The organism is Bacteroides sp. FSHCM14E1 (assembly GCF_019633785.1).
Classification (GTDB): domain Bacteria; phylum Bacteroidota; class Bacteroidia; order Bacteroidales; family Bacteroidaceae; genus Bacteroides; species Bacteroides hominis.
This window is the reverse complement of record NZ_JADKYL010000003.1, coordinates 244739-266806: the sequence shown is the minus strand read 5'-3', so window position 1 is coordinate 266806 and position 22068 is coordinate 244739. Positions and strand designations below refer to the sequence as shown.

Genomic DNA, 22068 nt, shown 5'->3' with positions numbered 1-22068 from the left:
AGTATCTGGCAACCTGTTTTTTGATATTGATAGTTTTAAAATAAGTCATAATATATCAATGTTATGTTAAATCAAAGTGTCTTCTAATGAACTGATGACTTCTATTGCATATAGATAATCATCACATTATTATATATATAAAAGATTCTCGGATATTAGGTTATGGATAAAAGAGTATATTAGATAATATTGTTTTTGACGATCTCAAATATTCGGCATATGCAGAAAAAACACATGGATTTTTCTACCAACTATAAATAAAGTTTTGGGGTGGTTATTGCGTTATAGAAAAACTTTCCGATCAAAATAAATTAAATTACAAAAAATGTTATATATTTGTATCCAAATCAAAAAAAACTGCGAAATGAAACTTATTGCGGAAAGTGGTTCTACAAGAACAGAGTGGGCATTGGTTGAAGACAATCATCTCGTACAACGTGTGTTTACCGAGGGGTTAAACCCTTTCTTTCAGACCAGAAGAGAAATTAGCAGAAGTGTCAGACTAGGATTACCGGAGTCTTTCTTCAAAAAGAAACTGGACCAAGTATATTATTATGGTGCCGGATGTAGTTCATATGAAAAGAAAAACATTTTAGGTGCTTCCTTAGTAGCACAGTTTAAAACTCCTATCCAAGTTGAAAGTGACTTGTTGGCAGCGGCTCGAGGACTATTCAAATGTGAATCTGGAATTGCCTGTATTTTAGGTACCGGATCGAACTCATGTTTTTACGATGGTAAAATCGTTGTCAAAAATGTGAAAGCTGCAGGATATATTCTCGGTGACGAAGGCAGTGGAGCTGTTCTCGGAAAACTATTTTTAGCTGATCTTCTTAAAGGGTTAGCTCCCAAAGAATTGGCGAGTGAATTCCATGAAAAATTTCGCATATCTGCCAATGATGTGATGGAATCTGTATATAATTTACCTTTCCCTAACCGTTTTTTAGGTACGATTGCATATTTTTTAGGAGATTATATGGACAATGAATACGTATATAATTTGTTAACCAATAATCTGCGAAGCTTCTTTAACCGTAGCGTGTGCCAATACGATTATATGAATTATCCTATTCGGTTTGTAGGATCACTTGCCTATGCGTATTCAGATACTTTGCGTAAAGTAGCCAGAGAATTTGGAGTGGAGATTGACGTTATAGAAGAAACTCCAATGAATGGCTTAATTGAATTTCATTCAATGAACATTGAAGAACCTTAAAAATACACAGCTATATCTAAATAATAGTTTCGAACTCTTAAATACCGCATTTTTATCTGTCAGTATGAGCCAAAACTCTTAAAGTCAAATCACTCTCTATGTGAATATATAGATATAAATCTAAAATATAATAAATATTTGTTCTTGATATTAAAATAATATATATCTTTGCTATGATGAAACTCGGAAGGGTTTTGAACCTTTGTTAATAATGGACAATTTATCTCTTAAAAGAACCATAAAGCTAATTGACATTAATTAAACTGGCGAAAACCAAAGTTCTAATGGAACTTTAACTCAGTTAATAATAGAGATAATATAAAAATTAAAACCTTTAAATGACAAGAAGCCTATGATGAATAAACAACCTCTTGTGGTGGGATGATTCCCACTTCCTAATTTTACCTTACCTGCATTTTGAGAAATCAATCGATTAACAAACAATTTAATCATCTATCTTTTATGAATGAAGATCGCAAGAAACGAGGACTAGCAAACAGCAAGCTCCTTACGGCCGTGGCAATAACTGCTTTGTTTATAGGCAGTGGTAATGCGGTGGCTGCTTCAACTGCTTCCGGCAGTGCTTATGAAGTGACAGAACAATTACAGTCGCAAGCTATTAGTGGTGTAGTGACTGATGCAAACGGAGAGCCTGTTATTGGTGCCAGTGTTTCAGAGAAAGGGACAACAAATGGTACTATTACAGATATTAATGGCAAATTCAGTTTAAATGTTAAACCCGGGGCTGTCTTGAAAGTCACATTTGTGGGCTATAAGCCACATGAAGTGAAAGCTACAAGAACAATGAAAATCATCTTGAAAGAGGACAGTGAGCTTTTGGATGAAGTTGTCGTTGTAGGTTATGGCACTCAAAAGAAAGAGAACCTGACAGGTGCAGTGGCTTCAGTAGATGTGAATAAAACACTAAGTAGCCGTCCGATTGCGGATGTTGGACGTGGCTTGCAAGGAACGACACCGGGACTTTCTGTTGTAATCCCGAGTGGAGAAATTGGTTCGGATCCTACCATGAAGATCCGTGGCCAGATTGGGTCTATTAACGGAGGTTCCGCTCCGCTTATTTTAATGGACAATGTTGAGATTCCAAGTATTCAGATGGTCAATCCGGACGATATTGAATCTATTTCAGTTTTGAAAGATGCGGCAGCATCTTCTATTTATGGTGCAAAAGCTGCGTTTGGTGTTGTATTGATTACTACTAAAAAAGGAGCTAAGCAGGAAAGTATAAATGTGAGCTACTCCGGAAACTTTTCTTGGCAGAATATTTCCAAGAAAATGGAGATGGGAGGAATTGATGCCTTGGAGTATTCGGTCGAAGCTTTTAAACGTGTGGGAGGAACCGTAGCCGGTGCATTTGTTCAGATTACTGAAGAGGGTCTTGTCAAAGCCAAAGAGTGGGACCAAAAGTATGGTGGCAAGTTAGGTCCTAATGATCCTTACGTGTATGGTCGTGACTGGTATGTAGACGCTAATAACCGTAAGATTGGTTTGAGAACTTTCGATCCATATGATTATATGATTAAAGAGTGGACTCCCTCAATGACTCATAATCTCTCGGTTAATGGTAAAAGCGGACGTACGACTTATAATATTGGCTTCGGTTATCTGGATCAAACAGGACTGATGAAACCGGCGAAAGATGATGATTTTAAGCGCTATAATGGTTCTTTGAGAATCAGTACCGATATTAATAAATATGTCACAGTGAGAGCTGGAGCCATGTATTCTAAACGTGAAAAGAGATACGCCTATGCTACCTCCTCTACTACTGCTGATCCTTGGTTGTATTTATACCGCTGGGGACCGAACATGCCGATGGGGTATGATGATGAAGGAAATATTATCCGCAGCCCGCATTCGGAAGTAGCTCAAGCCAATACGGCATCACGTGCATACAACTATATAAATGTAAACGTAGGGGCTACGGTCAATATTATGAAAAACTGGAAGTTGGATATTGACTATACACATGCTGCCAATGAATATGTACTTAAAACTCCTGGTACCCGCTATACAGCTCTTAATTCATGGGGTGGAGCAGTAGCTAAAAATGATGCCAGTGGTAATCGTATTTATGTCAATGAAGCCGGTGAAACAGTTGCTGCCGGAACTCCGGGAGCAATGCCTGCCTATAAATTAGGTATGACAGAGTATACGGCTCATGGAGCGAATCCTGACCATATGTATCGACGTTCTGAGACAACGAATCAGGACACTTGGAATATTTCTACTACATATGACTGGAAAGTGGATAAGAATAATGCGTTTAAGTTCTTGGTCGGCATGAACCGGGTGACTTATGATGAAGAATACAACTGGTCGCGGAAAGGTGACTTATCTGATATTACCAATCCACAGTTTGACCTCGCTGTAGGTTTACAAGAGGCAAGTGGAGGATACGATTGGGAGGGTCAACTCGGGTTCTTCGGACGTATCAATTACGCTTTAAAGGATAGATACTTATTGGAGGCTAATCTCCGTTATGATGCAACTTCCAAATTTCCGGATAACTTGCAATGGCGATGGTTCCCATCTTTTTCAGCCGGATGGCGTGCAAGTGAAGAAGCTTTCATGCAGTGGATGAAACCTGCTGTCACATCATTGAAATTCAGAGGGTCGTGGGGTATTATCGGTGACCAGACTGTATCCAATTCTTTATATATCCCCACCATGTCTACCGGTCAACTGAATTGGCTGGACGAGAGTGGAAATAAGCTGGTTTATGTAAGTACACCCAGTGCAGTGGCAAGTAACATCACTTGGCAGGACATTCAGACTGTCGATGTTGGCTTGGATGCACGTTTTCTGGATGGCGAACTCGGTTTAACTGTTGACTGGTATCAACGTGATACAAAAAATATGATTGTCCCGGGTGCCGGTGTTACTTTGGCGTTTGGTACCGGAGCCCCGAAAGGAAATTTTGGATCTTTGAGAACCAGAGGATGGGAAATCGCACTTGATTACAATCACCGTTTTTCTAACGGATTAGGTATAAATGCGATGGCTACCCTGTCTGATGCTGAAACAGAGATTACAAAATATAGTGATACCCGGGTCGTTAGTGATTGGTATGTTGGTAAAAAGTATGGAGAGATCTGGGGATATCAGACGGAACGTCTATATCAGAAAGATGATTTCGTATATAATGGAGATCAGATTGTGACAACTTGGGCTTTGAATGGTAAAGAAGTTGCTCAGGGAACTAAAGGTGCTAAAAAAGTGAATAAACTGAAAGGGGATAATCCTGTTTATCAGGACTTTTTGCAGAGTGGCAACTTTGTTTTTGGTCCGGGTGACGTAAAATTTGCTGATTTGAATGGCGACGGATTGATTGATTCCGGAAGTGGAACAGTCGATGATCCGGGTGACCGTAAAGTAATCGGTAATTCTACTCCGCGCTACGAATATGGTTTCCGTTTGGGAGCCGACTATAAGGGGTTTGATTTTTCTGTATTCTTCCAAGGTGTTGGCAAACGCGAAGTTTGGGGTAATGGTTTTCTTGCCATTGCCGGATATAACTCTTCGGATGGTGCCATGCCTCAGGCTATTGCCGGAAATTATTGGCGGGAAGACCGTACTGATGCTTTTTATCCGCGTCCTTACAATTTAGCCGGTTCCAATAACTCTTTGAATATGGTAACTCAGTCGCGTTACCTTCTCGATATGTCTTATTTGAGAATGAAAAATATCACGATAGGTTACTCCATACCTGCCGATATCCTACGAAAAGTGCGGATGCAGAAAGCGCGTATCTATATGTCTTTAGAGAACTTTGTGACTTGGGATAATTTGAATGGTCTGCCTATCGATCCGGAAGAGGTACAAGGATTTTCGATGTTTAATACAGATAATTATAATTCGGGTCGTACCGGTGTCGGAACTCCTACCTTTAAGAGCTTGTCCGTTGGTATTCAGTTGAATTTCTAAAATAAAGAAGAATATGAAAAAATATATATTTACTTTACTTTCACTTGCCGCACTGAGTTTCACCAGTTGCGATGATGTGTTAGATCGTCCTCAGTTGACAAAACCGGTTGATACGAACTATTGGCGAAGCGAAACAGATTTCCGTCTGTATGCCAATGAATGTTATCCTAATTACTTTGTTGGCTATAACAATACATGGGGAGTGGATTATGCTCCGTTGCGTGGATATTATTTTTCGGATGATAACGCATGGGCAGGAAAGCAGTCTGTGATGGAAAATGCCGTTCCGTCCAGCAGGGGATCGAGCAGCTTGTCTACTGGTAGCGACCTTTGGTTGACTAAGTATGGAAGTGCAACTTGGAATTTTGCATGGGTACGTAAAATTAATACGATGATCGACAGACTTGATATGTATGGCAAAGTAAATCTGACAGAAGAAGCATACAATCACTGGATGGGGGTTGCCCGCTTCTTCCGGGCATTCGAATATCATCGTTTGGTCTGGTCTTTTGGAGACGTCCCCTATTTTGATAAGGTTTTTTTGGAGACAGACGCAGCTCAAATGTATAAAGACAGGACGCCGAGAGCTGAAGTCATGGAGAAGGTTTATGACGATTTGAAGTTTGCTTTTGAGAATCTTCGTTTGTCAGACGGTGCGATGTATTTGAATAAAGACATAGCAGCCGGCTTTATTACCCGGATTATGTTGTATGAAGGCACTTGGCAGAAATATCATAATTTAGATCAGGCATTGGCAAAAAAATATCTGGAATTTGCCAAGGAAGCGGGTGATTATGTGATTGGTACCGGGAAATATGCGATTTCCGGAGATTTCAGAAGCCTGTTCGGTTCTCAGGACTTGAAGGGACACAAAGAGATGTTGATGTACAGGCACTATGATGCTGCGAATGCGACACATCACGTGGCTTCTTATTCGAATGGTTACGAGGGGCAGTCCCCGTCTCCTAATCTGGCATTGGCTAAGTCATTCTTATGTAATGATGGTAAACCGTATGAAGCATCAGCAGTGCCTGATGCCGCGAAACTGGATATCAAACACATGGTTAAAACCCGTGATCCCCGTTTTGAAGCTACCTTCTGGGATGAACCGAGAGTACAGGCCAGTACGCTTTTATACGCTTGTAAATTTATCGACCGCACCGGGCCAACATACTGGAATGCTGCAACTATACCACCTCAGTACGGAAGCATGACCAACACCAACGATGCTCCTGTTATGCGTTATTCCGAAGTGCTTTTGAACTGGATAGAAGCTAAAGCAGAGTTGGCAATCATGGGAGAAGCGGCAGTCACACAAGGTGATATTGATATTTCAATCAATGCGATTCGCAATAGAGATCTGGACGCTGAGGCTATTGCTAAAGGGGTACAGAAAACAGCTCCGATGAAACTTGCCGATATCACTGAAGCTTTTGCACCCGATCGTGATGCCGATGTGCCTGCTTTGATTTGGGAGATCCGTCGTGAACGTCGTATGGAATTTGTATACGAGCATACTCGTTTGGCTGATATCAGACGTTGGAAGAAACTCGACTATATGGATAATAATAAATACCCGGATACGATGTTAGGATTGTGGATTAACCTGAAAGAAGAACTTCCTTCATATCTGGAACAGGGTAAAGACGGAAAGTATACCGCTTATCAGGTTCGTAAGATGGACGGTACCGTGGTTACTTATGATGGTAGTAATGCTGACGATATGGTTGGCTTCTTTGTTCCGCTGAAGGCGGTAGCCCGTGATGTGTTTGGCGATGAATGTTATTTGGCTCCTGTGGGCAAAGCACAAATCGATCAGTATGCCGATCAGGGTTATAAATTGAGTCAAACTCCCGGTTGGGAGAATAAGTAAATAAAAAGGGGAAGCACCGCTTCCCCTTTTTTGATTTGATATGAATATTTTGGCTTATCCGATATTTCCTTCTTTAATCAGGTATTCGGCAATCTGAACAGCGTTCAGTGCGGCACCTTTCTTAATCTGGTCACCTACAATCCAGAAAGTCAGTCCGCAGTCATTGGTCAAGTCTTTGCGGATACGGCCAACGTAAACAGGGTCTTTGCCTGCCAGGAACAGCGGCATCGGATAGTCTTTTTCTGCCGGATTGTCCTGAAGTACCAATCCTTCGCCTTTGGCAAAAGCTTCACGAGCCTCTTCTACGGAAATAGGACGTTCTGTTTCTACCCAGATGCTTTCGGAATGTGCACGAAGTGCCGGAACACGTACGCAAGTAGCACTAACCTTTACGTCAGAATGCATGATTTTGCGGGTTTCGTTAAACATCTTCATTTCTTCTTTTGTATATCCGTTTTCTGTAAATACGTCAATCTGAGGAATCAGATTGAAAGCCAGTTGGTATGCAAACTTCTCAACAGTGACAGGTTCATTGGCCAAAACCTGGCGATACTGTTCATAAAGTTCGTCCATAGCGGCTGCGCCGGCACCACTGGCTGCCTGATAAGTAGATACATGCACGGTTTTTATATGAGAAAGCTCTTCGATGGCTTTCAGTGCGACAACCATCTGGATGGTTGTGCAATTCGGGTTAGCGATCACGCCGCGCGGACGATCTTTAGCATCGGCTGCATTCACTTCGGGCACCACCAAAGGTACATCTGCATCCATACGGAAAGCGCTGGAATTATCGATCATTACCGCACCATATTGGGTAATGGTTTTCTCGAACTCCTTAGATGTGCCTGCACCGGCCGAAGTGAAAGCAATGTCCACCCCTTTAAAGTCATCGTTGTGTTGCAGAAGTTTGACCTCGATCTGTTTACCGCGGAAAGTATATTTGGTCCCGGCACTACGTTTAGAGCCGAACAAAACTAACTCGTCCAACGGGAAATTTCTCTCATCGAGCACGCGCAGGAACTCTTGTCCTACGGCTCCGCTTACGCCAACAATAGCTACTTTCATCTTTTTCTTTTGTTTTATGTGAATACTCATCCTCTACAATTTAAATCAATCGTAAGGATTTGGCTGCAAAATTATAACATTTTGCAATATAATAAGCATTTTAGGGAGAAGATTTCTCATTGAAAATCTCTTTCCTAATGAATTGGCGGTGTGATAACTTTTTTGTTATTTTGCAGTTAAATACAAAAATCCCGATATATGCACTGGTTTGATCTCAGTTTACAACTTCCGATAACAGACCCTACATGGGTGTTTTTCTTGGTTCTGATCATTATTCTATTTGCGCCGATGATACTGGGACGCTTGCATATCCCCCATATCATTGGTATGATTCTGGCCGGGGTAGTTATTGGTGAATATGGTTTCAATGTTCTCGAACGGGATAGTAGTTTTGAGCTGTTTGGGAAAGTGGGACTCTACTATATCATGTTTCTGGCCGGGCTGGAGATGGACATGGAAGATTTTAAGAAGAACCGGACCAAAGGGCTGGTCTTCGGATGGTTTACATTTATTATTCCGATGGCATTGGGCGTATGGAGCAGTATGGAGTTGTTGGGGTATGGATTTACCACAGCTGTGCTCTTGGCCAGCATGTATGCTTCCCATACATTGATTGCCTATCCCATTATCAGTCGTTATGGGCTATCTAAGCTAAGAAGTGTAAATATAACGATTGGGGGGACAGCCGTAACCGTTACTTTGGCTTTGATTATTCTGGCTGTCATTGGAGGTATGTATAAAGGGACTGTCGACGGCATGTTCTGGATTCTGCTGGTGGCAAAGGTTGCATTCCTGAGTTTTTTGATCGTATTCTTTTTTCCGCGTATCGGCCGTTGGTTTTTCCGTAAGTACGATGATAGCGTGATGCAATTTGTTTTTGTACTTGCAATGGTGTTTTTGGGTAGCGGCTTGATGGAGTTTGTTGGCATGGAGGGCATTTTGGGGGCTTTCCTTGCAGGGTTGGTACTGAATCGTCTCATTCCGCATGTCTCTCCTTTGATGAATCGTTTGGAATTTGTCGGAAACGCTTTGTTTATTCCCTATTTTCTTATTGGTGTGGGGATGATTATTGATGTCCGCACTTTGTTTGCCGGAGGCGAAGCTTTAAAGGTTGCGGTAGTGATGACGGTATTCGCTACTTTGAGTAAATGGCTCGCTGCCTGGATTACACAGAAGATTTATCGTATGCAGCCCAATGAGCGGAGCATGATGTTCGGTTTGAGCAATGCGCAGGCGGCTGCTACTCTGGCAGCAGTGCTGATAGGGCATGGCATTATAATGGAGAATGGGGAACGTTTGCTGAATGACGATGTGCTGAACGGTACGGTGGTGATGATTCTCTTTACATGCGTAATCAGCTCACTTGTGACCGAACGCTCTGCACGACGTTTCGCTTTGCATGAAGAGATGCAGTTCGAAGATAACAAGGAGAAAACAGAACAGGAACAAATCCTGATTCCGGTAGCGAATCCGGATACTATTGAAGAGCTGATTAACCTCGCATTGGTTATCAGAGATACCAAACAGAAGAAAGAACTGATTGCACTCAACGTAATTAATGATAATAACAACTCGGAAAATAAGGAGTTACAGGGTAAACGGAATCTGGAAAAAGCAGCAATGATTGCTGCCGCTGCCGATGTTTCGGTTAATATGGTGAGTCGTTACGACCTTAATATTGCTTCAGGCATTATCCATACCATTAAAGAGTATGATGCGACGGACGTAGTAATCGGTCTGCACCGTAAGGCAAATATTGTCGATTCATTCTTTGGTAATCTGGCTGAGAGTTTGCTGAAAGGTACTCACCGGGAAGTGATTATTGCCAAGTTCCTTATGCCGGTCAATACACTTCGGCGGATCATTATTGCCGTACCCCCAAAAGCTGAATACGAGACCGGGTTCTCTAAATGGGTGGAACATTTCTGCCGTATGGGAAGTCTGTTGGGTTGTCGGGTACATTTTTTTGCCAATGAGCAGACCCTGATGCGGTTGCAGCAGTTAGTGAAGAAGAAGTATGGAAGTACTCCCACCGAATTTTCCAGACTGGATGAATGGGACGACCTGCTTTTGCTGACCGGGCAAGTGAATTTTGATCATTTGTTAGTGATTATCAGTGCGCGGCGCGGATCTATTTCGTATGATCCTGCGTTTGAGCGGTTACCCAACCAGCTTAGCAAATATTTTTCTAACAACAGCTTGATCATCCTGTATCCCGATCAGTTTGGCGAGCCTCAGGAGATAGTTTCTTTTTCTGATCCACGGGGGTACAACGAATCTCAGCATTACGATAAGGTAGGTAAATGGTTCTATAAATGGTTAAAAAAGAATTGATGGAAAACTGGCAGCAGAGAACTAAACTTCTTTTAGGAGAAGAGAAAACGGAACGTTTAAGAAAATCACATGTGTTGGTTGTTGGGTTAGGTGGAGTAGGCGCTTATGCGGCCGAAATGATTTGCCGTGCAGGTGTAGGCCGAATGACGATAGTGGATGCCGATACTGTGCAACCTACTAATATCAACCGCCAGCTACTGGCTACGCATGCCACCTTGGGTATGGAGAAAGCAAAGGTGCTGGAAGTAAGATTCAGGGATATTAATCCGGAGATAGAGTTGAACGTATTGCCTGTTTATCTGAAAGACGAAAATATACCGGAGTTGCTGGATGCCTCAAAATACGATTTTATAGTTGATGCCATTGATACCATCAGTCCGAAGTGTTACTTGATTTATCACGCTCTTCAGCGCCGTATAAAGATAGTATCGAGTATGGGTGCCGGAGCGAAAAGTGATATCACTCAGGTGCGTTTTGCCGATCTTTGGGATACGTATCATTGCGGTCTTAGCAAAGCTGTCCGCAAACGTCTGCAAAAGATGGGAGTGAAACGTAAGTTGCCCGTCGTCTTTAGTACGGAACAAGCCGATCCGAAAGCAGTATTGCTGACGGAGGACGAGAGAAATAAGAAATCGACTTGTGGAACAGTGAGTTATATGCCGGCTGTGTTTGGCTGTTATCTGGCAGAGTACGTTATAAAAAGATTGTAAGATTATGATTCATTTAGAAGGTATAACCAAGAGTTTCGGTTCGTTGCAGGTGTTGAAGGGGATAGATCTGGAGATAGCCAAAGGAGAGATAGTAAGTATCGTAGGTCCCAGCGGAGCCGGAAAGACCACACTGCTTCAGATTATGGGGACTTTGGATAGTCCGGATACAGGTACGATAAATGTTGATGGTACGAACGTAAGCAAGATGAAGGAGAAGGAACTTTCTGCTTTCCGGAACAAACACATTGGCTTTGTGTTCCAGTTCCATCAATTACTGCCTGAGTTCACGGCATTGGAAAATGTGATGATCCCTGCATTTATTGCGGGTGTGTCTACCAAAGAAGCTTCTATACATGCCATGGAGATACTTGATTTTATGGGATTGACGGAGCGTGCATCACATAAGCCTAATGAACTTTCGGGCGGAGAAAAACAACGGGTGGCTGTAGCTCGTGCATTGATCAATCAGCCGGCGGTTATTCTGGCCGATGAACCTTCGGGAAGTCTGGACACCCATAACAAGGAAGAACTGCATCAACTCTTTTTTGACCTGAGAAACCGGTTTGGACAAACCTTTGTGATTGTGACACATGATGAAACATTAGCAAAAATCACCGACCGTACGATTCATATGGTGGATGGAAAGATCATCTGATTATTCAAAACAGACGTAATGACTGATCCGTTCCAGATCTTGAGTCGTGAATTCTTCGTAAAGGGATAATTGTTTCAGGCTCTTCAATGTTCTTTTTTTCTTTCTGTATTCTACGATTACTTTGGCTTGATAAAAGTTGATATAGGGATGAGCTCTGAGTCGTTCAATGCCGGCTTTGTTGAGGTTTATTCGTTGAGTCGTTCCGGCTGTCACACAGAGCCAGGGACGGAGTTTATCCACATCGAGATGTATCTCTTCCAACTGGGCTATATCGTAGAATCCACCCAATCGTTTGCGATATCCTGTTATCATACGCGCAATCCCACTACCGATGCCGGGAATCTTTTTCAATTCTGTAGTATCTGCCTGGTTCAGTTCGACTACTGTTCCGGCTTCGTATTTAAAGTCTTTCAGTGTATCCTTCTCCGCTTTCCGGATGTAGAGGTGAAATGTATCTTTTTGTTCTATGATCGGAGCTATACGGATATAAGGCTGGAGAGTGGCGTATTGTTCTTGTGTCAGTCCATATACTTTCCGGAAGTCTTCTACCCGGCGGAATTTTCCTCCTTTATTTCTGTATCTGAGTATATTCTTTGCCATCCATGCAGGAATCCCTAAGTTGAGAAATCCTGTAGAATCTATTGTGTTAGGATCGAAAGGTGCCAGAACTATTTCCCGTCGGTGCCGGAAGTGGCTGTTGTGTGTATATCCTCTTTCTTTTTTCTCTTGTATGGAGGCCATGAACTCTGCATATTCCTTTTTGAATTTCTCAGTATCGTTCGTGGCGGTATTCTCTTTGTCGGGTATCAACCATCCGCCAATGAATACCAGTATACACAAAACGGCAAGTATCAGGATACCTTGCCGTTCTGTACGTGTAAAGTAAAAGAAGTTTTTCCACATTTTTATTTCAGCAGCCCCAGTTCATTGATGAAGATTACTGAAATGGCAATCGGGGCTACATATTTCAGAATAAAGATAATCAGTTTATAGATAGGTACTTTCAGTGTACCATTATTGGTTATTTCCGACCAGACAAGCTTCTTGTCCAGATACCATCCGGTAAAGATGGAGATAAGCAATCCTCCTAACGGCAACATCAGTTTGGCGGTCACGAAGTCAAATAAGTCAAACATGCCTAATCCGAATATGGTGAAATCTTTGGTAACTCCCAAAGAGAGTGAACAGAGTATCCCCAGCAGAATACAACCGGCAGTCACCAACCGGGCCGCTTTTCCCCGGGTAAAGTTGAATTCTTCGTGTAAGTAGGCCGTTACTACTTCATGCAACGAGATGGTAGAAGTAAGGGCCGCCAATGCCAACAATACGTAAAACATCACCGAAAAGATGTATGCCAGGACAGGTATTCCACTGAAAGCCTGTTGGAATACATTGGGCAGGGTGATGAAGATCAAGCTTGGACCTGCATCCGGCTGGATGCCTACCGAGAAAGCCGCAGGGAAGATGATAAATCCCGCCAGTACAGCTACAAATGTATCGATAATGCCTACACTGAAAGCAGTCCGGGTTAGGTTGGTGTCTTTGCTGAAATAAGAAGCATAGGTACATAGACATCCCATGCCCAGACTAAGCGAAAAGAATGCCTGTCCCATAGCTCCCAGAAACACGTTACCGTCCACTTTGCTGAAATCCGGTTTCAGTAGAAATTCGATGCCTCTGCTTGCTCCGGGTAAAGTGACGGAACATCCCACCAATACAAGAATAATGATGAAAAGGGTCGGCATCATAATTTTGGATGACTTTTCGATACCCTTCTCCACTCCTTTTACAATGATGAAGTGGGTAGCGAGTAAAAACAGAGTGAGCCACAAGGCCGGACGCCAGGGATTGCTGGAGAAGCTTTGGAAAGAAGAGATGAACTCTGCCGGAGTTTTACCTGCAAAACTATTGCTGACAGCCTCAAATATATACTCTAATGTCCATCCTGCTACTACGGAGTAATAGCCAAGAATAAGGAATCCTGCCAAAACTCCCATTCGCCCTACCCAACGCCATTGAGTGCCCGGAGCCAGTATCTGGTAGGCACGGGCGGTGTTGGCTTGTGAGTGTCGTCCGATTAAGAATTCGGCTATCATAATAGGTAATCCCAGTAGAAGGATACATCCCAGGTAAATAAGGATAAAAGCAGCTCCTCCATGATTACCTGTTTCATAAGGGAATCTCCATATATTACCCAGCCCGACAGCTGAACCTGCAGAAGCTAATATCACACCTAATTTACTACCAAAATTACCCCTGTCTTTTTTTGTCATAGAAAGCGTATGTTATCTTACAATTCGATAGATTTTATTGTTTTAAACGTGCAAATATAGAAAATGTTCCTTATATTTGCGACTCATCTGTAATTTATTTAGGTATGCTATCTTATATTAAGAAATATCCCGTATCGCTCTTTATTATTCTTGCGGTCATCTATTTATCGTTCTTTAAACCTCCTTCAACGGAGATCAGTAAAATTCCTAATATCGATAAGATTGTTCATATTTGTATGTACTTCGGCATGTCCGGTATGTTGTGGCTGGAGTTTTTGCGGGCACACCGTAGAGATCATACCCCGATATGGCATGCATGGGTAGGAGCTTTCGTTTGTCCTGTATTATTCAGTGGATGTGTAGAATTGCTACAGGAATATTGCACTACTTATCGCGGAGGAGATTGGTTGGACTTTGCAGCCAATACCACAGGAGCGGTATTGGCCAGTCTGATAGGGTATTTTGTAGTTCGTCCACGGATGGTAGACCCAAAGTAACTTATTATAGGAACTCTACGACCGTACTTAGCTTAATGCCATTTGAGCCTTTAATCAGGATGGTGTAGCCTTGGGGTTTTTCCGTTTGCAAGTCCTTTATTAATTCCTGTGCGTTAGCATATGTAGGATAGGGAGGATTGGTTGATGCAAATAATTCTCCTACCAGCAGGACTTTTTCAAACGAACACTCTTGCAGGTATTCTACAATTTTATGGTGTTCGGCTGCGCTTTCTGCTCCTAACTCGCGCATATCACCTAATATCAGCATTTTCCGTTCCACAGTCATGTTACGGAAGTTCTGCAGAGCGGCCATCATACTGGTCGGATTGGCATTGTAAGCATCTATAATCAGTGTATTATCCGCGGTCTTTTTTAGTTGCGAACGGTTGTTGCGGGGAGTATATCCGGCCAAAGCTTCATCTATCTTTGAGGATTCTACTCCAAAGAATCGTCCGATCGTGACGGCAGCCAATGCATTCGGAAAGTTATATTCACCGATAAGTTGTGTTTGTACCTGATGTAAATTTCCATCTTTGCCTGCTTTCCATTCGAAAGTCAGGTAAGGAGAATTACCGGTTACGTGGCCGTTGACGTACAGCGAATTTTCACTTCCGTAAGGAATCAGGTTCAGCCCCTGTGCGATGTCCATCAGATAAACATTATCATGGTGGATGAATACGGTAGAATCATCCTTCTCACGGAGGTAGTCATATAATTCCCCTTTTGTCCGAATCACTCCTTCGAATGAACCGAAACCCTCTAAATGGGCCTTACCCACGTTGGTGATGATTCCATAATCCGGTTCAGCAATATGTACCAGAAACTTAATCTCTCCCGGATGGTTAGCCCCCATCTCGATCACTGCCAGGTCGTGTTCCGCCTTTAGGCGAAGCAAGGTCATCGGTACGCCAATGTGGTTGTTCAGGTTACCTTCCGTGTAAAGCACATTGTGGGCTTTCGCCAGAACAGCAGAAATCAATTCTTTAGTCGTCGTCTTACCGTTGGTTCCGGTGATACCGATCACCTTCGTACCCAACTGCCGGCGATGGTAATTGGCAAGTTGTTGCAGGGTTTGCAGACAGTTGTCCACAAGTATGATGTGTTTATTATCTTCCGGAGCATATTTCGCTTCATCCACCACAGCATAGGCACAACCGTCCTTCAAAGCCTGGGCGGCAAAAGCATTTCCGTTGAACGATTCGCCTTTCAAGGCAATAAACAGTGAACCTTCAGGGCAGTTACGGCTGTCGGTGGTCACTACGGCACAATCCAGGAATATCTGGTAGAGAGCAGAAAGTTTCATAATAATCCGTTTTTACGGAGGGTGTTGCAAAAGCTCATCATAGACTTTAGTAACACCCTCTTCTGTTGTTGCTGCAAAATTACATTTTCTATTTCAGATTATCATTAAACAGGAACGAATTTCGTTTGGTATAAGAAATGACGAGCATCACAATGCTGATACATAAATTGAATACAAAAGCAAACTGTTGGGATTTGATATGAAACACGGTCGACTGGAAGAAATCGATAATGAAAGGGCACAACAGGATGGCGAGGTAATTCATCGCCATCACAAATGCCAATGCCAATGTCACTTTGCGGGGGATTGCCGTGTGGGTTGTCTGATTGTAGACAACAGGTTGAATGACTCCGTATCCCAATCCTACCAAGATACATCCCGGAGCTATCATCCATTCCTTGGGTGAGATCCAGATCAGTGCCAGCCCGATGCCGATACTGAGGAAGCTGTAGAATTTAGTTTTCTCCTTCAGTGTACCAACGATGCGACTTAAAAAGAAGCCGGGAGCCATGATGGCCAGAAAAAAGAGTGAGATCATAATGCCGGAGTTACCGCTGGTGAAATGATATTCTTCCATCAGGAACGGCAGGTTGAAACTGACTACCAGTACCAGGAAAGTGGCAAGCCCGTAAACAGACATGATTCCTGCAAGATGGCGGATATGAATGCCGTATTTACTGTTTCCCGTATCTACATCCTCCTCTTGGCTTGCCGTATCTTTATCATTGGTAAGTGAGGTGCTTCCTTCGCTTGCCATGCTGCGTTGCAGATATACTGACAGGATAAGTGAGACAATCGGCAACAGGTAGACCACAAATGGCAGATGCCAGTTGACTTCAGCCAGATATCCGGTGACCACCGTAGCTATCACAAGGGTTATATTCGTAATGGCGGAACTTAATCCGAACTGTTTCACACGATATGAACCGGTGAAGTATTTTGAGATCAGGCCGGTGGACAACGGAACGATCAGCCCCGATCCTACTCCCAGTAAAGCACTTACAGCAATCAGTTGCCACATTTGTCCCGAAAGTAGATAAAGTATTCCGCTTAAGGCAAAGATGGCAAGCCCGGCTTGTAATAGATGTATGAAATTGACCCGTTCGGTCAGTTTGCCCGCCAGAAGGATAAATGGGATAATCAGTAGTGAGGGCAGAGACGAAAGCATCTGTATGTCCAGTTCGGTGGAGTGTGGAAAGATGACGGATAGCTTCCCCAAAATAGGAGAAACCGCCAGACCGGGTAGGGCATTCAGGGCCGAGATAGACCAGATGCCGATAAGGGTGATAAGGGGTATAGTCCCTTGGCCAGTTTGAATACGCATAGTTGTATAGGTATTATAAAGTTTAGGTGTGTGAAGAACAAACGATTCGTCAGAATGTTCGGCATCTAAGCAGCAGAAAGTGTGTTGGGATATCTTCCTGCAGGATTGAAGATAACTTATTAACTTTTCCGTCTCCCTCCCTTTTTAATAAACGCCAAATAATGTAAAACCGAAGAACTTTCATATCCCTTCGATGTTGTTGTGGGAAATTCGACGGGGAAAATCCCCATCGCCTAAACCTAATTAAAAATAAGAGTAATTATGGAAGATTTAAATTTCAGAAAAGGTGATGCTAAAACCGATGTATTTGGTTCAAACAAAATGTTGCAACCCTCTCCGGTGGAGAAAATACCTGATGGACCTACGACTCCGGAAATCGCCTACCAGATGGTGAAGGACGAAACTTTTGCTCAAACTCAGCCCCGTCTGAATCTTGCTACATTCGTGACTACTTATATGGATGACTATGCAACGAAGCTGATGAATGAAGCTATCAATATCAACTATATTGACGAGACAGAATACCCGCGTATTGCCGTAATGAATGGTAAATGTATCAACATTGTAGCCAACTTGTGGAATTCTCCGGAGAAAGATACATGGAAGACAGGTGCGTTGGCTATCGGTTCTTCAGAAGCCTGTATGTTGGGTGGTGTTGCAGCTTGGCTGCGTTGGCGTAAAAAACGTCAGGCACAGGGCAAACCGTTTGACAAACCAAACTTTGTGATTTCAACCGGCTTCCAGGTAGTTTGGGAGAAATTTGCGCAGTTATGGCAAATTGAGATGCGTCAGGTTCCTCTGACATTGGGCAAGACCACACTCGATCCGGAAGAAGCCTTGAAGATGTGTGATGAAAATACAATTTGTGTAGTTCCTATCCAGGGTGTTACATGGACAGGCCTGAATGACGACGTTGAAGCGCTTGACAAAGCCCTCGATGCTTATAACGCCAAGACCGGTTATGACATTCCTATCCACGTAGACGCTGCCAGCGGTGGTTTTATCCTTCCGTTCCTGTATCCGGAAACCAAGTGGGACTTCCGCCTGAAATGGGTACTCTCTATCAGTGTATCCGGTCATAAGTTCGGTCTTGTATATCCGGGTTTAGGTTGGGTTGTCTGGAAAGGTAAAGAATATCTGCCCGAAGAAATGGCTTTCAGCGTAAACTATTTAGGAGCTAACATTACTCAGGTAGGTTTGAACTTCTCACGTCCGGCTGCTCAGATTCTGGGACAGTATTATCAATTCATCCGTTTAGGATTCCAGGGTTACAAGGAAGTACAGTATAACTCTCTGCAAATAGCTAAATATATCCACAGCCAGATCGCTAAGATGGCTCCGTTTGTCAACTACTCTGAAGATGTAGTGAACCCGTTGTTTATCTGGTACATGAAACCGGAATATGCAAAGAACGCCAAATGGACTCTTTATGATTTGCAGGATAAACTGGCTCAGCACGGCTGGATGGTTCCGGCATATACACTGCCTTCTAAACTGGAGAATTATGTGGTTATGCGTGTGGTAGTTCGTCAGGGATTCAGCCGGGATATGGCCGATATGCTGTTGGGAGATATCAAGAATGCTATTACCGAACTTGAAAAACTGGAATACCCGACAACCACCCGTATCGCCCAGGAAAAGAATCTGCCGGTAGAAACCAAAGTGTTTAACCATACCGGTAAACCGCAAGTTGCTAAGAAATAAATAACATTATTGATATGGACAAAAAAATATCTATTTCCCAAATAAAAGAGGTAGTACAACAGGCTTATGAGCAAGTCAAGGGTAATACCGGTGGTAAGAATGCCGATTATATTCCCTATCTTGCTAATATTGACAAGAACCTTTTTGGTATCAGTGTCTGTTTGCTGAATGGTCAAACTATTACCGTAGGGGATTTTGACTATCGTTTCGGTATCGAATCCGTATCTAAAGTACATACAGCCATTCTGATTCTCCGTCAATACGGGGCGCAGAAGGTGTTGGAAATGATTGGAGCGGATGCTACCGGACTGCCTTTCAACTCTATCATCGCCATCTTATTGGAAAATGATCATCCGTCTACTCCGTTGGTCAATGCCGGAGCCATCTCTGCTTGTTCCATGGTGACGCCGGTTGGTAATTCCGATAAGAAGTGGGATGCGATTGTACAGAATATTACCGATCTTTGCGGCTCTGCTCCACAGCTGATTGAAGAACTCTATAAGTCGGAAACAGCTACCAACTTCAACAACCGTTCTATTGCCTGGCTGCTGAAGAATTATAACCGCATCTATGATGATCCGAATATGTCGCTCGACCTCTATACCCGTCAGTGCTCTTTGGGAGTTACTGCACAGATGTTGTCGGTGGCTGCCGGTACGGTTGCCAATGGTGGTGTGAATCCTGTTACCAAGAAGCAGGTGTTCGATGCCGAACTGACTCCTAAAATCACTTCTATGATTGCCACCGTAGGTTTCTACGAACATTCGGGTGACTGGATGTATACTTCCGGTATTCCTGCCAAGACCGGTGTAGGTGGTGGTGTGATGGGGGTATTGCCGGGCGTATTCGGTATTTCTGCCTTTGCACCTCCTTTGGATGGTTCGGGCAACTCTGTGAAAGCACAGTTGGCCATTAAATACATCATGAACAAGTTGGGGTTGAATGTATTCAATGGTGCAAGAGTAACCATTGTTGAGTAGTAGCGGTAACGCTTTACCGTTTTTTTGTTTAGGTTGCTCCGAGGGCGGTTTCCGCCTGAGGGGCAACCTTTTTCTTTTCACACATTGGCCCGGATCAAAGGAAGGGTGAAGATAAAACGGCATCCTCCTGTATATTCCTTATCTATGATGAGGCTGCCACCTAACTTTTCTGCGATAATACGGCATATCGGGAGTCCCAGTCCGGTACCTTGAGAAAAGTCGTTCAGTTTGGCAAAACGCTCGAATACATATTCCTGTTGTTCTGCAGGAATGCCTTTTCCCGTATCGGTAACGGTGTATATGATCCGGCTTGGACTTTCCGCTATAGTGTAGGCCAGAATAATGCTTCCTCTATCCGTAAATTTAGCTGCGTTGTGTAGCAAATGGGTCAGTACTTGCGCTACTCTTGTCGGATTAGTCAATATGGTGAGCCGTCTGCATTGTGGCTCAAAGTAAAGGCTGACCCCCGGTTTCACAGAATCTCTTGACCGCTCGATGCTTGTCTGGCAGCAATTGTTGATGTCGTCGGGTTTATTGTATGGCAATTCTTCCGACTGATCAAGATACGAAATGTCGAGTACGTCACTCACAAGCCGCAATAAGTTAGTGCTGCTTGTCTCTATGATAGAGGCATACTCTTTTGTTTCATCTTCGTTTTTAAAGTAAGCACTCAGTACTTGCGAGAATCCTACAATCGCATTCAACGGCGTACGTATTTCGTGTGACATACTTTGGATGAATGTTGTTTTCATCTGGCTTGCAGTTTCCGCACGTTCTTTGGCTTTGCGCAGCTCCTCACCGTTTTCTGTCAATTCCTTGTTCTGTTGCACCACAATTGCTTCCGACTTCTTTAATTTCTGATTCAGTTTAGAAATGCGGCAGAACATCATTGCTACTACTAACAGGACGACAACGAGTGAGATCAGGATTGTATAAATAGTCTGTAGCTTTTCCTCTTGCATGTGAAGCAGCAAATCGCTTTTTTCTTTCTGTAACTGTTCTACCTCCAGGATGGCGTAGAACTCACTGGTAGAGTTCTGTATTTCCTGGGTGCGTATCGAATCTGTAGCCAGGATGTAGTCCCGGTAAAATTGGGCCGCCCGTGCTCTATCGTTCATTGCCCAGTAAATATTTCCTTCTTTTTGAGTGATGCTGTAGTTCAAGTATTTGTTTGAAAAGAGAGAGTCGGCTTTGATCCGGTCGATCACTTCGAGCGCTTTATTATATTCTCCGGTAGCCAGGTAATACTCAGTCTGTACATAGTATAATCCGTTTCTGTAGATGGTAAGTGTTTTGTCCTCTTCGAATAGTTGTTCCATCTTCCGAAGTATTTTCTTCGCTTTATCGTATTCTTTCGTTTCGATGTAGTACAGAATGTAAGCCTTGTTTATTGTAAAATTCTGATAGGCACTTTTTATCTTTTTGCTTCCTTCGTCCAGCGCTTTTTTGGCATCCTCAGGTTGGTGCAATTCAAGGGCACACTGGGCAAGCGATGCGTATTGGGTAGGCAGGTTGATGTCTTCTATTCCGTTTTGCTCGATAAGCTCTATTTGTTTTTTGAAATTCTCATATGCCAGTTTGGGATTCGACTGAGTCATATAAATGGTTGCCAATGCCCGATAACACTGTACGATTCCGGGGATGAAATTATCAGCTTCGGCCGACCGGAGCATTTTTTGCGCCTCATAAATGGCCGTACTGGTTTGATGTTGCTTTATGTAATAAATAATCAGCCGGCTTCCCCAGGCAAAATAGAAGTATTTCAACTGCCCGTTCTGTTTGCTTATCTTTTTCACGTTCTCTACTTCAATCAGAATGCTGTCGAGATCATTTTTATAATAATAATAGTCCAGCTTCAGCGAAGCGGCAACAGCTTCCATGTGTCTGTCCTTTTTCTGTTTTGACAGGCGGGCAAGGGTATCGTTTATTTGCAGGAAAGCCGGACTGTTGATTTCTGCCTTACATTTTAAGAAGTAGCTACGCAAAACGCTGTCCGTCTTTGTAAGCGTGTGTTCAGCTCTTGTCTGATATTGAAAGCAGAACAAAACCAGTATAGGTAATATGATGTGACGGCATAATTTGATAAACATTGTTTCAGTAGTCTTGATACCTGCAAAGATAACTTTATTTTTAGTGTGCAGATAGCATAGGGACATTTATTTTTCTTTATCTTTGCGACAATCAACTGTAAA

General features: G+C 43.0%; 15 protein-coding genes. 9 read left to right on the top strand and 6 right to left on the bottom strand.

The window, feature by feature from the left end:
- Positions 1–364 precede the first annotated feature (364 nt).
- The 3 genes from ISX59_RS06815 to ISX59_RS06805 all read left to right on the top strand — a co-directional run bounded on the left by ISX59_RS06815 (position 365) and on the right by ISX59_RS06805 (position 7031).
- Positions 365–1213 carry a hypothetical protein gene (locus ISX59_RS06815; RefSeq protein ID WP_005783329.1) on the top strand — a complete coding sequence of 283 codons (849 nt, stop codon included), beginning with the start codon at positions 365–367 and terminating at the stop codon, positions 1211–1213.
- A gap of 462 nt (positions 1214–1675) precedes the next feature.
- Positions 1676–5158 (top strand): TonB-dependent receptor, encoded by a 3483-nt coding sequence (locus ISX59_RS06810; RefSeq protein WP_022011020.1) that lies wholly within the window; start codon positions 1676–1678, stop codon positions 5156–5158.
- A gap of 13 nt (positions 5159–5171) precedes the next feature.
- Entirely contained in the window at positions 5172–7031 is a 1860-nt protein-coding gene (locus tag ISX59_RS06805) for a RagB/SusD family nutrient uptake outer membrane protein (RefSeq protein WP_032540326.1), read from the top strand.
- 54 nt (positions 7032–7085) lie between these two features.
- Here the strand turns inward: ISX59_RS06805 and ISX59_RS06800 are convergent, their stop codons facing one another.
- Positions 7086–8096 carry an aspartate-semialdehyde dehydrogenase gene (locus ISX59_RS06800; protein ID WP_005779051.1) on the bottom strand — a complete coding sequence of 337 codons (1011 nt, stop codon included), beginning with the start codon at positions 8094–8096 and terminating at the stop codon, positions 7086–7088.
- A gap of 198 nt (positions 8097–8294) precedes the next feature.
- Between ISX59_RS06800 and ISX59_RS06795 the strand changes: the two genes are divergently transcribed.
- From ISX59_RS06795 to ISX59_RS06785, 3 genes are read left to right on the top strand one after another with little or no spacing between them, the layout of a single operon-like run.
- Positions 8295–10430 (top strand): cation:proton antiporter, encoded by a 2136-nt coding sequence (locus ISX59_RS06795; protein WP_032531108.1) that lies wholly within the window; start codon positions 8295–8297, stop codon positions 10428–10430.
- The gene (locus tag ISX59_RS06790; protein ID WP_080715586.1) at positions 10412–11140 is read left to right on the top strand and encodes a ThiF family adenylyltransferase; all 729 of its coding nucleotides are present in this window, start codon (positions 10412–10414) and stop codon (positions 11138–11140) included. The genes ISX59_RS06795 and ISX59_RS06790 overlap by 19 nt, the downstream gene beginning before the upstream one ends.
- A gap of 4 nt (positions 11141–11144) precedes the next feature.
- The gene (locus tag ISX59_RS06785) at positions 11145–11795 is read left to right on the top strand and encodes an ABC transporter ATP-binding protein (protein ID WP_032540324.1); all 651 of its coding nucleotides are present in this window, start codon (positions 11145–11147) and stop codon (positions 11793–11795) included.
- Here the strand turns inward: ISX59_RS06785 and ISX59_RS06780 are convergent, their stop codons facing one another.
- Positions 11796–12698 carry a helix-hairpin-helix domain-containing protein gene (locus ISX59_RS06780; RefSeq protein WP_005811885.1) on the bottom strand — a complete coding sequence of 301 codons (903 nt, stop codon included), beginning with the start codon at positions 12696–12698 and terminating at the stop codon, positions 11796–11798.
- A 2-nt stretch (positions 12699–12700) separates the two neighbouring features.
- Positions 12701–14068: a sodium-dependent transporter gene (locus tag ISX59_RS06775; protein WP_005811883.1), complete on the bottom strand. Its 1368-nt coding sequence runs from the start codon at positions 14066–14068 to the stop codon at positions 12701–12703.
- A gap of 104 nt (positions 14069–14172) precedes the next feature.
- Here ISX59_RS06775 and ISX59_RS06770 point away from each other — a divergent pair, with 104 nt between their 5' ends.
- Positions 14173–14565, top strand: a complete 393-nt coding sequence (locus ISX59_RS06770; RefSeq protein WP_005779039.1) for a VanZ family protein — start codon at positions 14173–14175, stop codon at positions 14563–14565.
- A gap of 4 nt (positions 14566–14569) precedes the next feature.
- Here ISX59_RS06770 and murF read toward each other — a convergent pair whose 3' ends face one another.
- Both murF and ISX59_RS06760 read right to left on the bottom strand, forming a co-directional pair.
- The gene (gene murF, locus ISX59_RS06765; RefSeq protein WP_032540323.1) at positions 14570–15868 is read right to left on the bottom strand and encodes a UDP-N-acetylmuramoyl-tripeptide--D-alanyl-D-alanine ligase; all 1299 of its coding nucleotides are present in this window, start codon (positions 15866–15868) and stop codon (positions 14570–14572) included.
- 88 nt (positions 15869–15956) lie between these two features.
- The gene (locus ISX59_RS06760) at positions 15957–17192 is read right to left on the bottom strand and encodes an MFS transporter (protein WP_005779036.1); all 1236 of its coding nucleotides are present in this window, start codon (positions 17190–17192) and stop codon (positions 15957–15959) included.
- A 261-nt stretch (positions 17193–17453) separates the two neighbouring features.
- On the opposite strand from ISX59_RS06760, the gene ISX59_RS06755 reads away from it, so the two are divergent.
- Positions 17454–18896 carry a glutamate decarboxylase gene (locus ISX59_RS06755; protein WP_220575751.1) on the top strand — a complete coding sequence of 481 codons (1443 nt, stop codon included), beginning with the start codon at positions 17454–17456 and terminating at the stop codon, positions 18894–18896.
- 14 nt (positions 18897–18910) lie between these two features.
- A complete protein-coding gene (gene glsA / locus ISX59_RS06750) occupies positions 18911–19876 on the top strand; it encodes a glutaminase A (protein WP_005811878.1) in 966 nt (321 codons plus the stop codon).
- 77 nt (positions 19877–19953) lie between these two features.
- Here glsA and ISX59_RS06745 read toward each other — a convergent pair whose 3' ends face one another.
- The gene (locus ISX59_RS06745) at positions 19954–21966 is read right to left on the bottom strand and encodes a HAMP domain-containing sensor histidine kinase (protein WP_220575750.1); all 2013 of its coding nucleotides are present in this window, start codon (positions 21964–21966) and stop codon (positions 19954–19956) included.
- Positions 21967–22068: the final 102 nt, after the last annotated feature.

Bases quoted from the DNA above. Each gene is read 5' to 3' on its own strand.
- ISX59_RS06815 (WP_005783329.1), top strand. From the start codon at position 365: ATGAAACTTATTGCGGAAAGTGGTTCTACAAGAACAGAGTGGGCATTG.
- ISX59_RS06810 (WP_022011020.1), top strand. From the start codon at position 1,676: ATGAATGAAGATCGCAAGAAACGAGGACTAGCAAACAGCAAGCTCCTT.
- ISX59_RS06805 (WP_032540326.1), top strand. From the start codon at position 5,172: ATGAAAAAATATATATTTACTTTACTTTCACTTGCCGCACTGAGTTTC.
- ISX59_RS06800 (WP_005779051.1), bottom strand. From the start codon at position 8,096: ATGAAAGTAGCTATTGTTGGCGTAAGCGGAGCCGTAGGACAAGAGTTC.
- ISX59_RS06795 (WP_032531108.1), top strand. From the start codon at position 8,295: ATGCACTGGTTTGATCTCAGTTTACAACTTCCGATAACAGACCCTACA.
- ISX59_RS06790 (WP_080715586.1), top strand. From the start codon at position 10,412: ATGGTTAAAAAAGAATTGATGGAAAACTGGCAGCAGAGAACTAAACTT.
- ISX59_RS06785 (WP_032540324.1), top strand. From the start codon at position 11,145: ATGATTCATTTAGAAGGTATAACCAAGAGTTTCGGTTCGTTGCAGGTG.
- ISX59_RS06780 (WP_005811885.1), bottom strand. From the start codon at position 12,698: ATGTGGAAAAACTTCTTTTACTTTACACGTACAGAACGGCAAGGTATC.
- ISX59_RS06775 (WP_005811883.1), bottom strand. From the start codon at position 14,068: ATGACAAAAAAAGACAGGGGTAATTTTGGTAGTAAATTAGGTGTGATA.
- ISX59_RS06770 (WP_005779039.1), top strand. From the start codon at position 14,173: ATGCTATCTTATATTAAGAAATATCCCGTATCGCTCTTTATTATTCTT.
- murF (WP_032540323.1), bottom strand. From the start codon at position 15,868: ATGAAACTTTCTGCTCTCTACCAGATATTCCTGGATTGTGCCGTAGTG.
- ISX59_RS06760 (WP_005779036.1), bottom strand. From the start codon at position 17,192: ATGCGTATTCAAACTGGCCAAGGGACTATACCCCTTATCACCCTTATC.
- ISX59_RS06755 (WP_220575751.1), top strand. From the start codon at position 17,454: ATGGAAGATTTAAATTTCAGAAAAGGTGATGCTAAAACCGATGTATTT.
- glsA (WP_005811878.1), top strand. From the start codon at position 18,911: ATGGACAAAAAAATATCTATTTCCCAAATAAAAGAGGTAGTACAACAG.
- ISX59_RS06745 (WP_220575750.1), bottom strand. From the start codon at position 21,966: ATGTTTATCAAATTATGCCGTCACATCATATTACCTATACTGGTTTTG.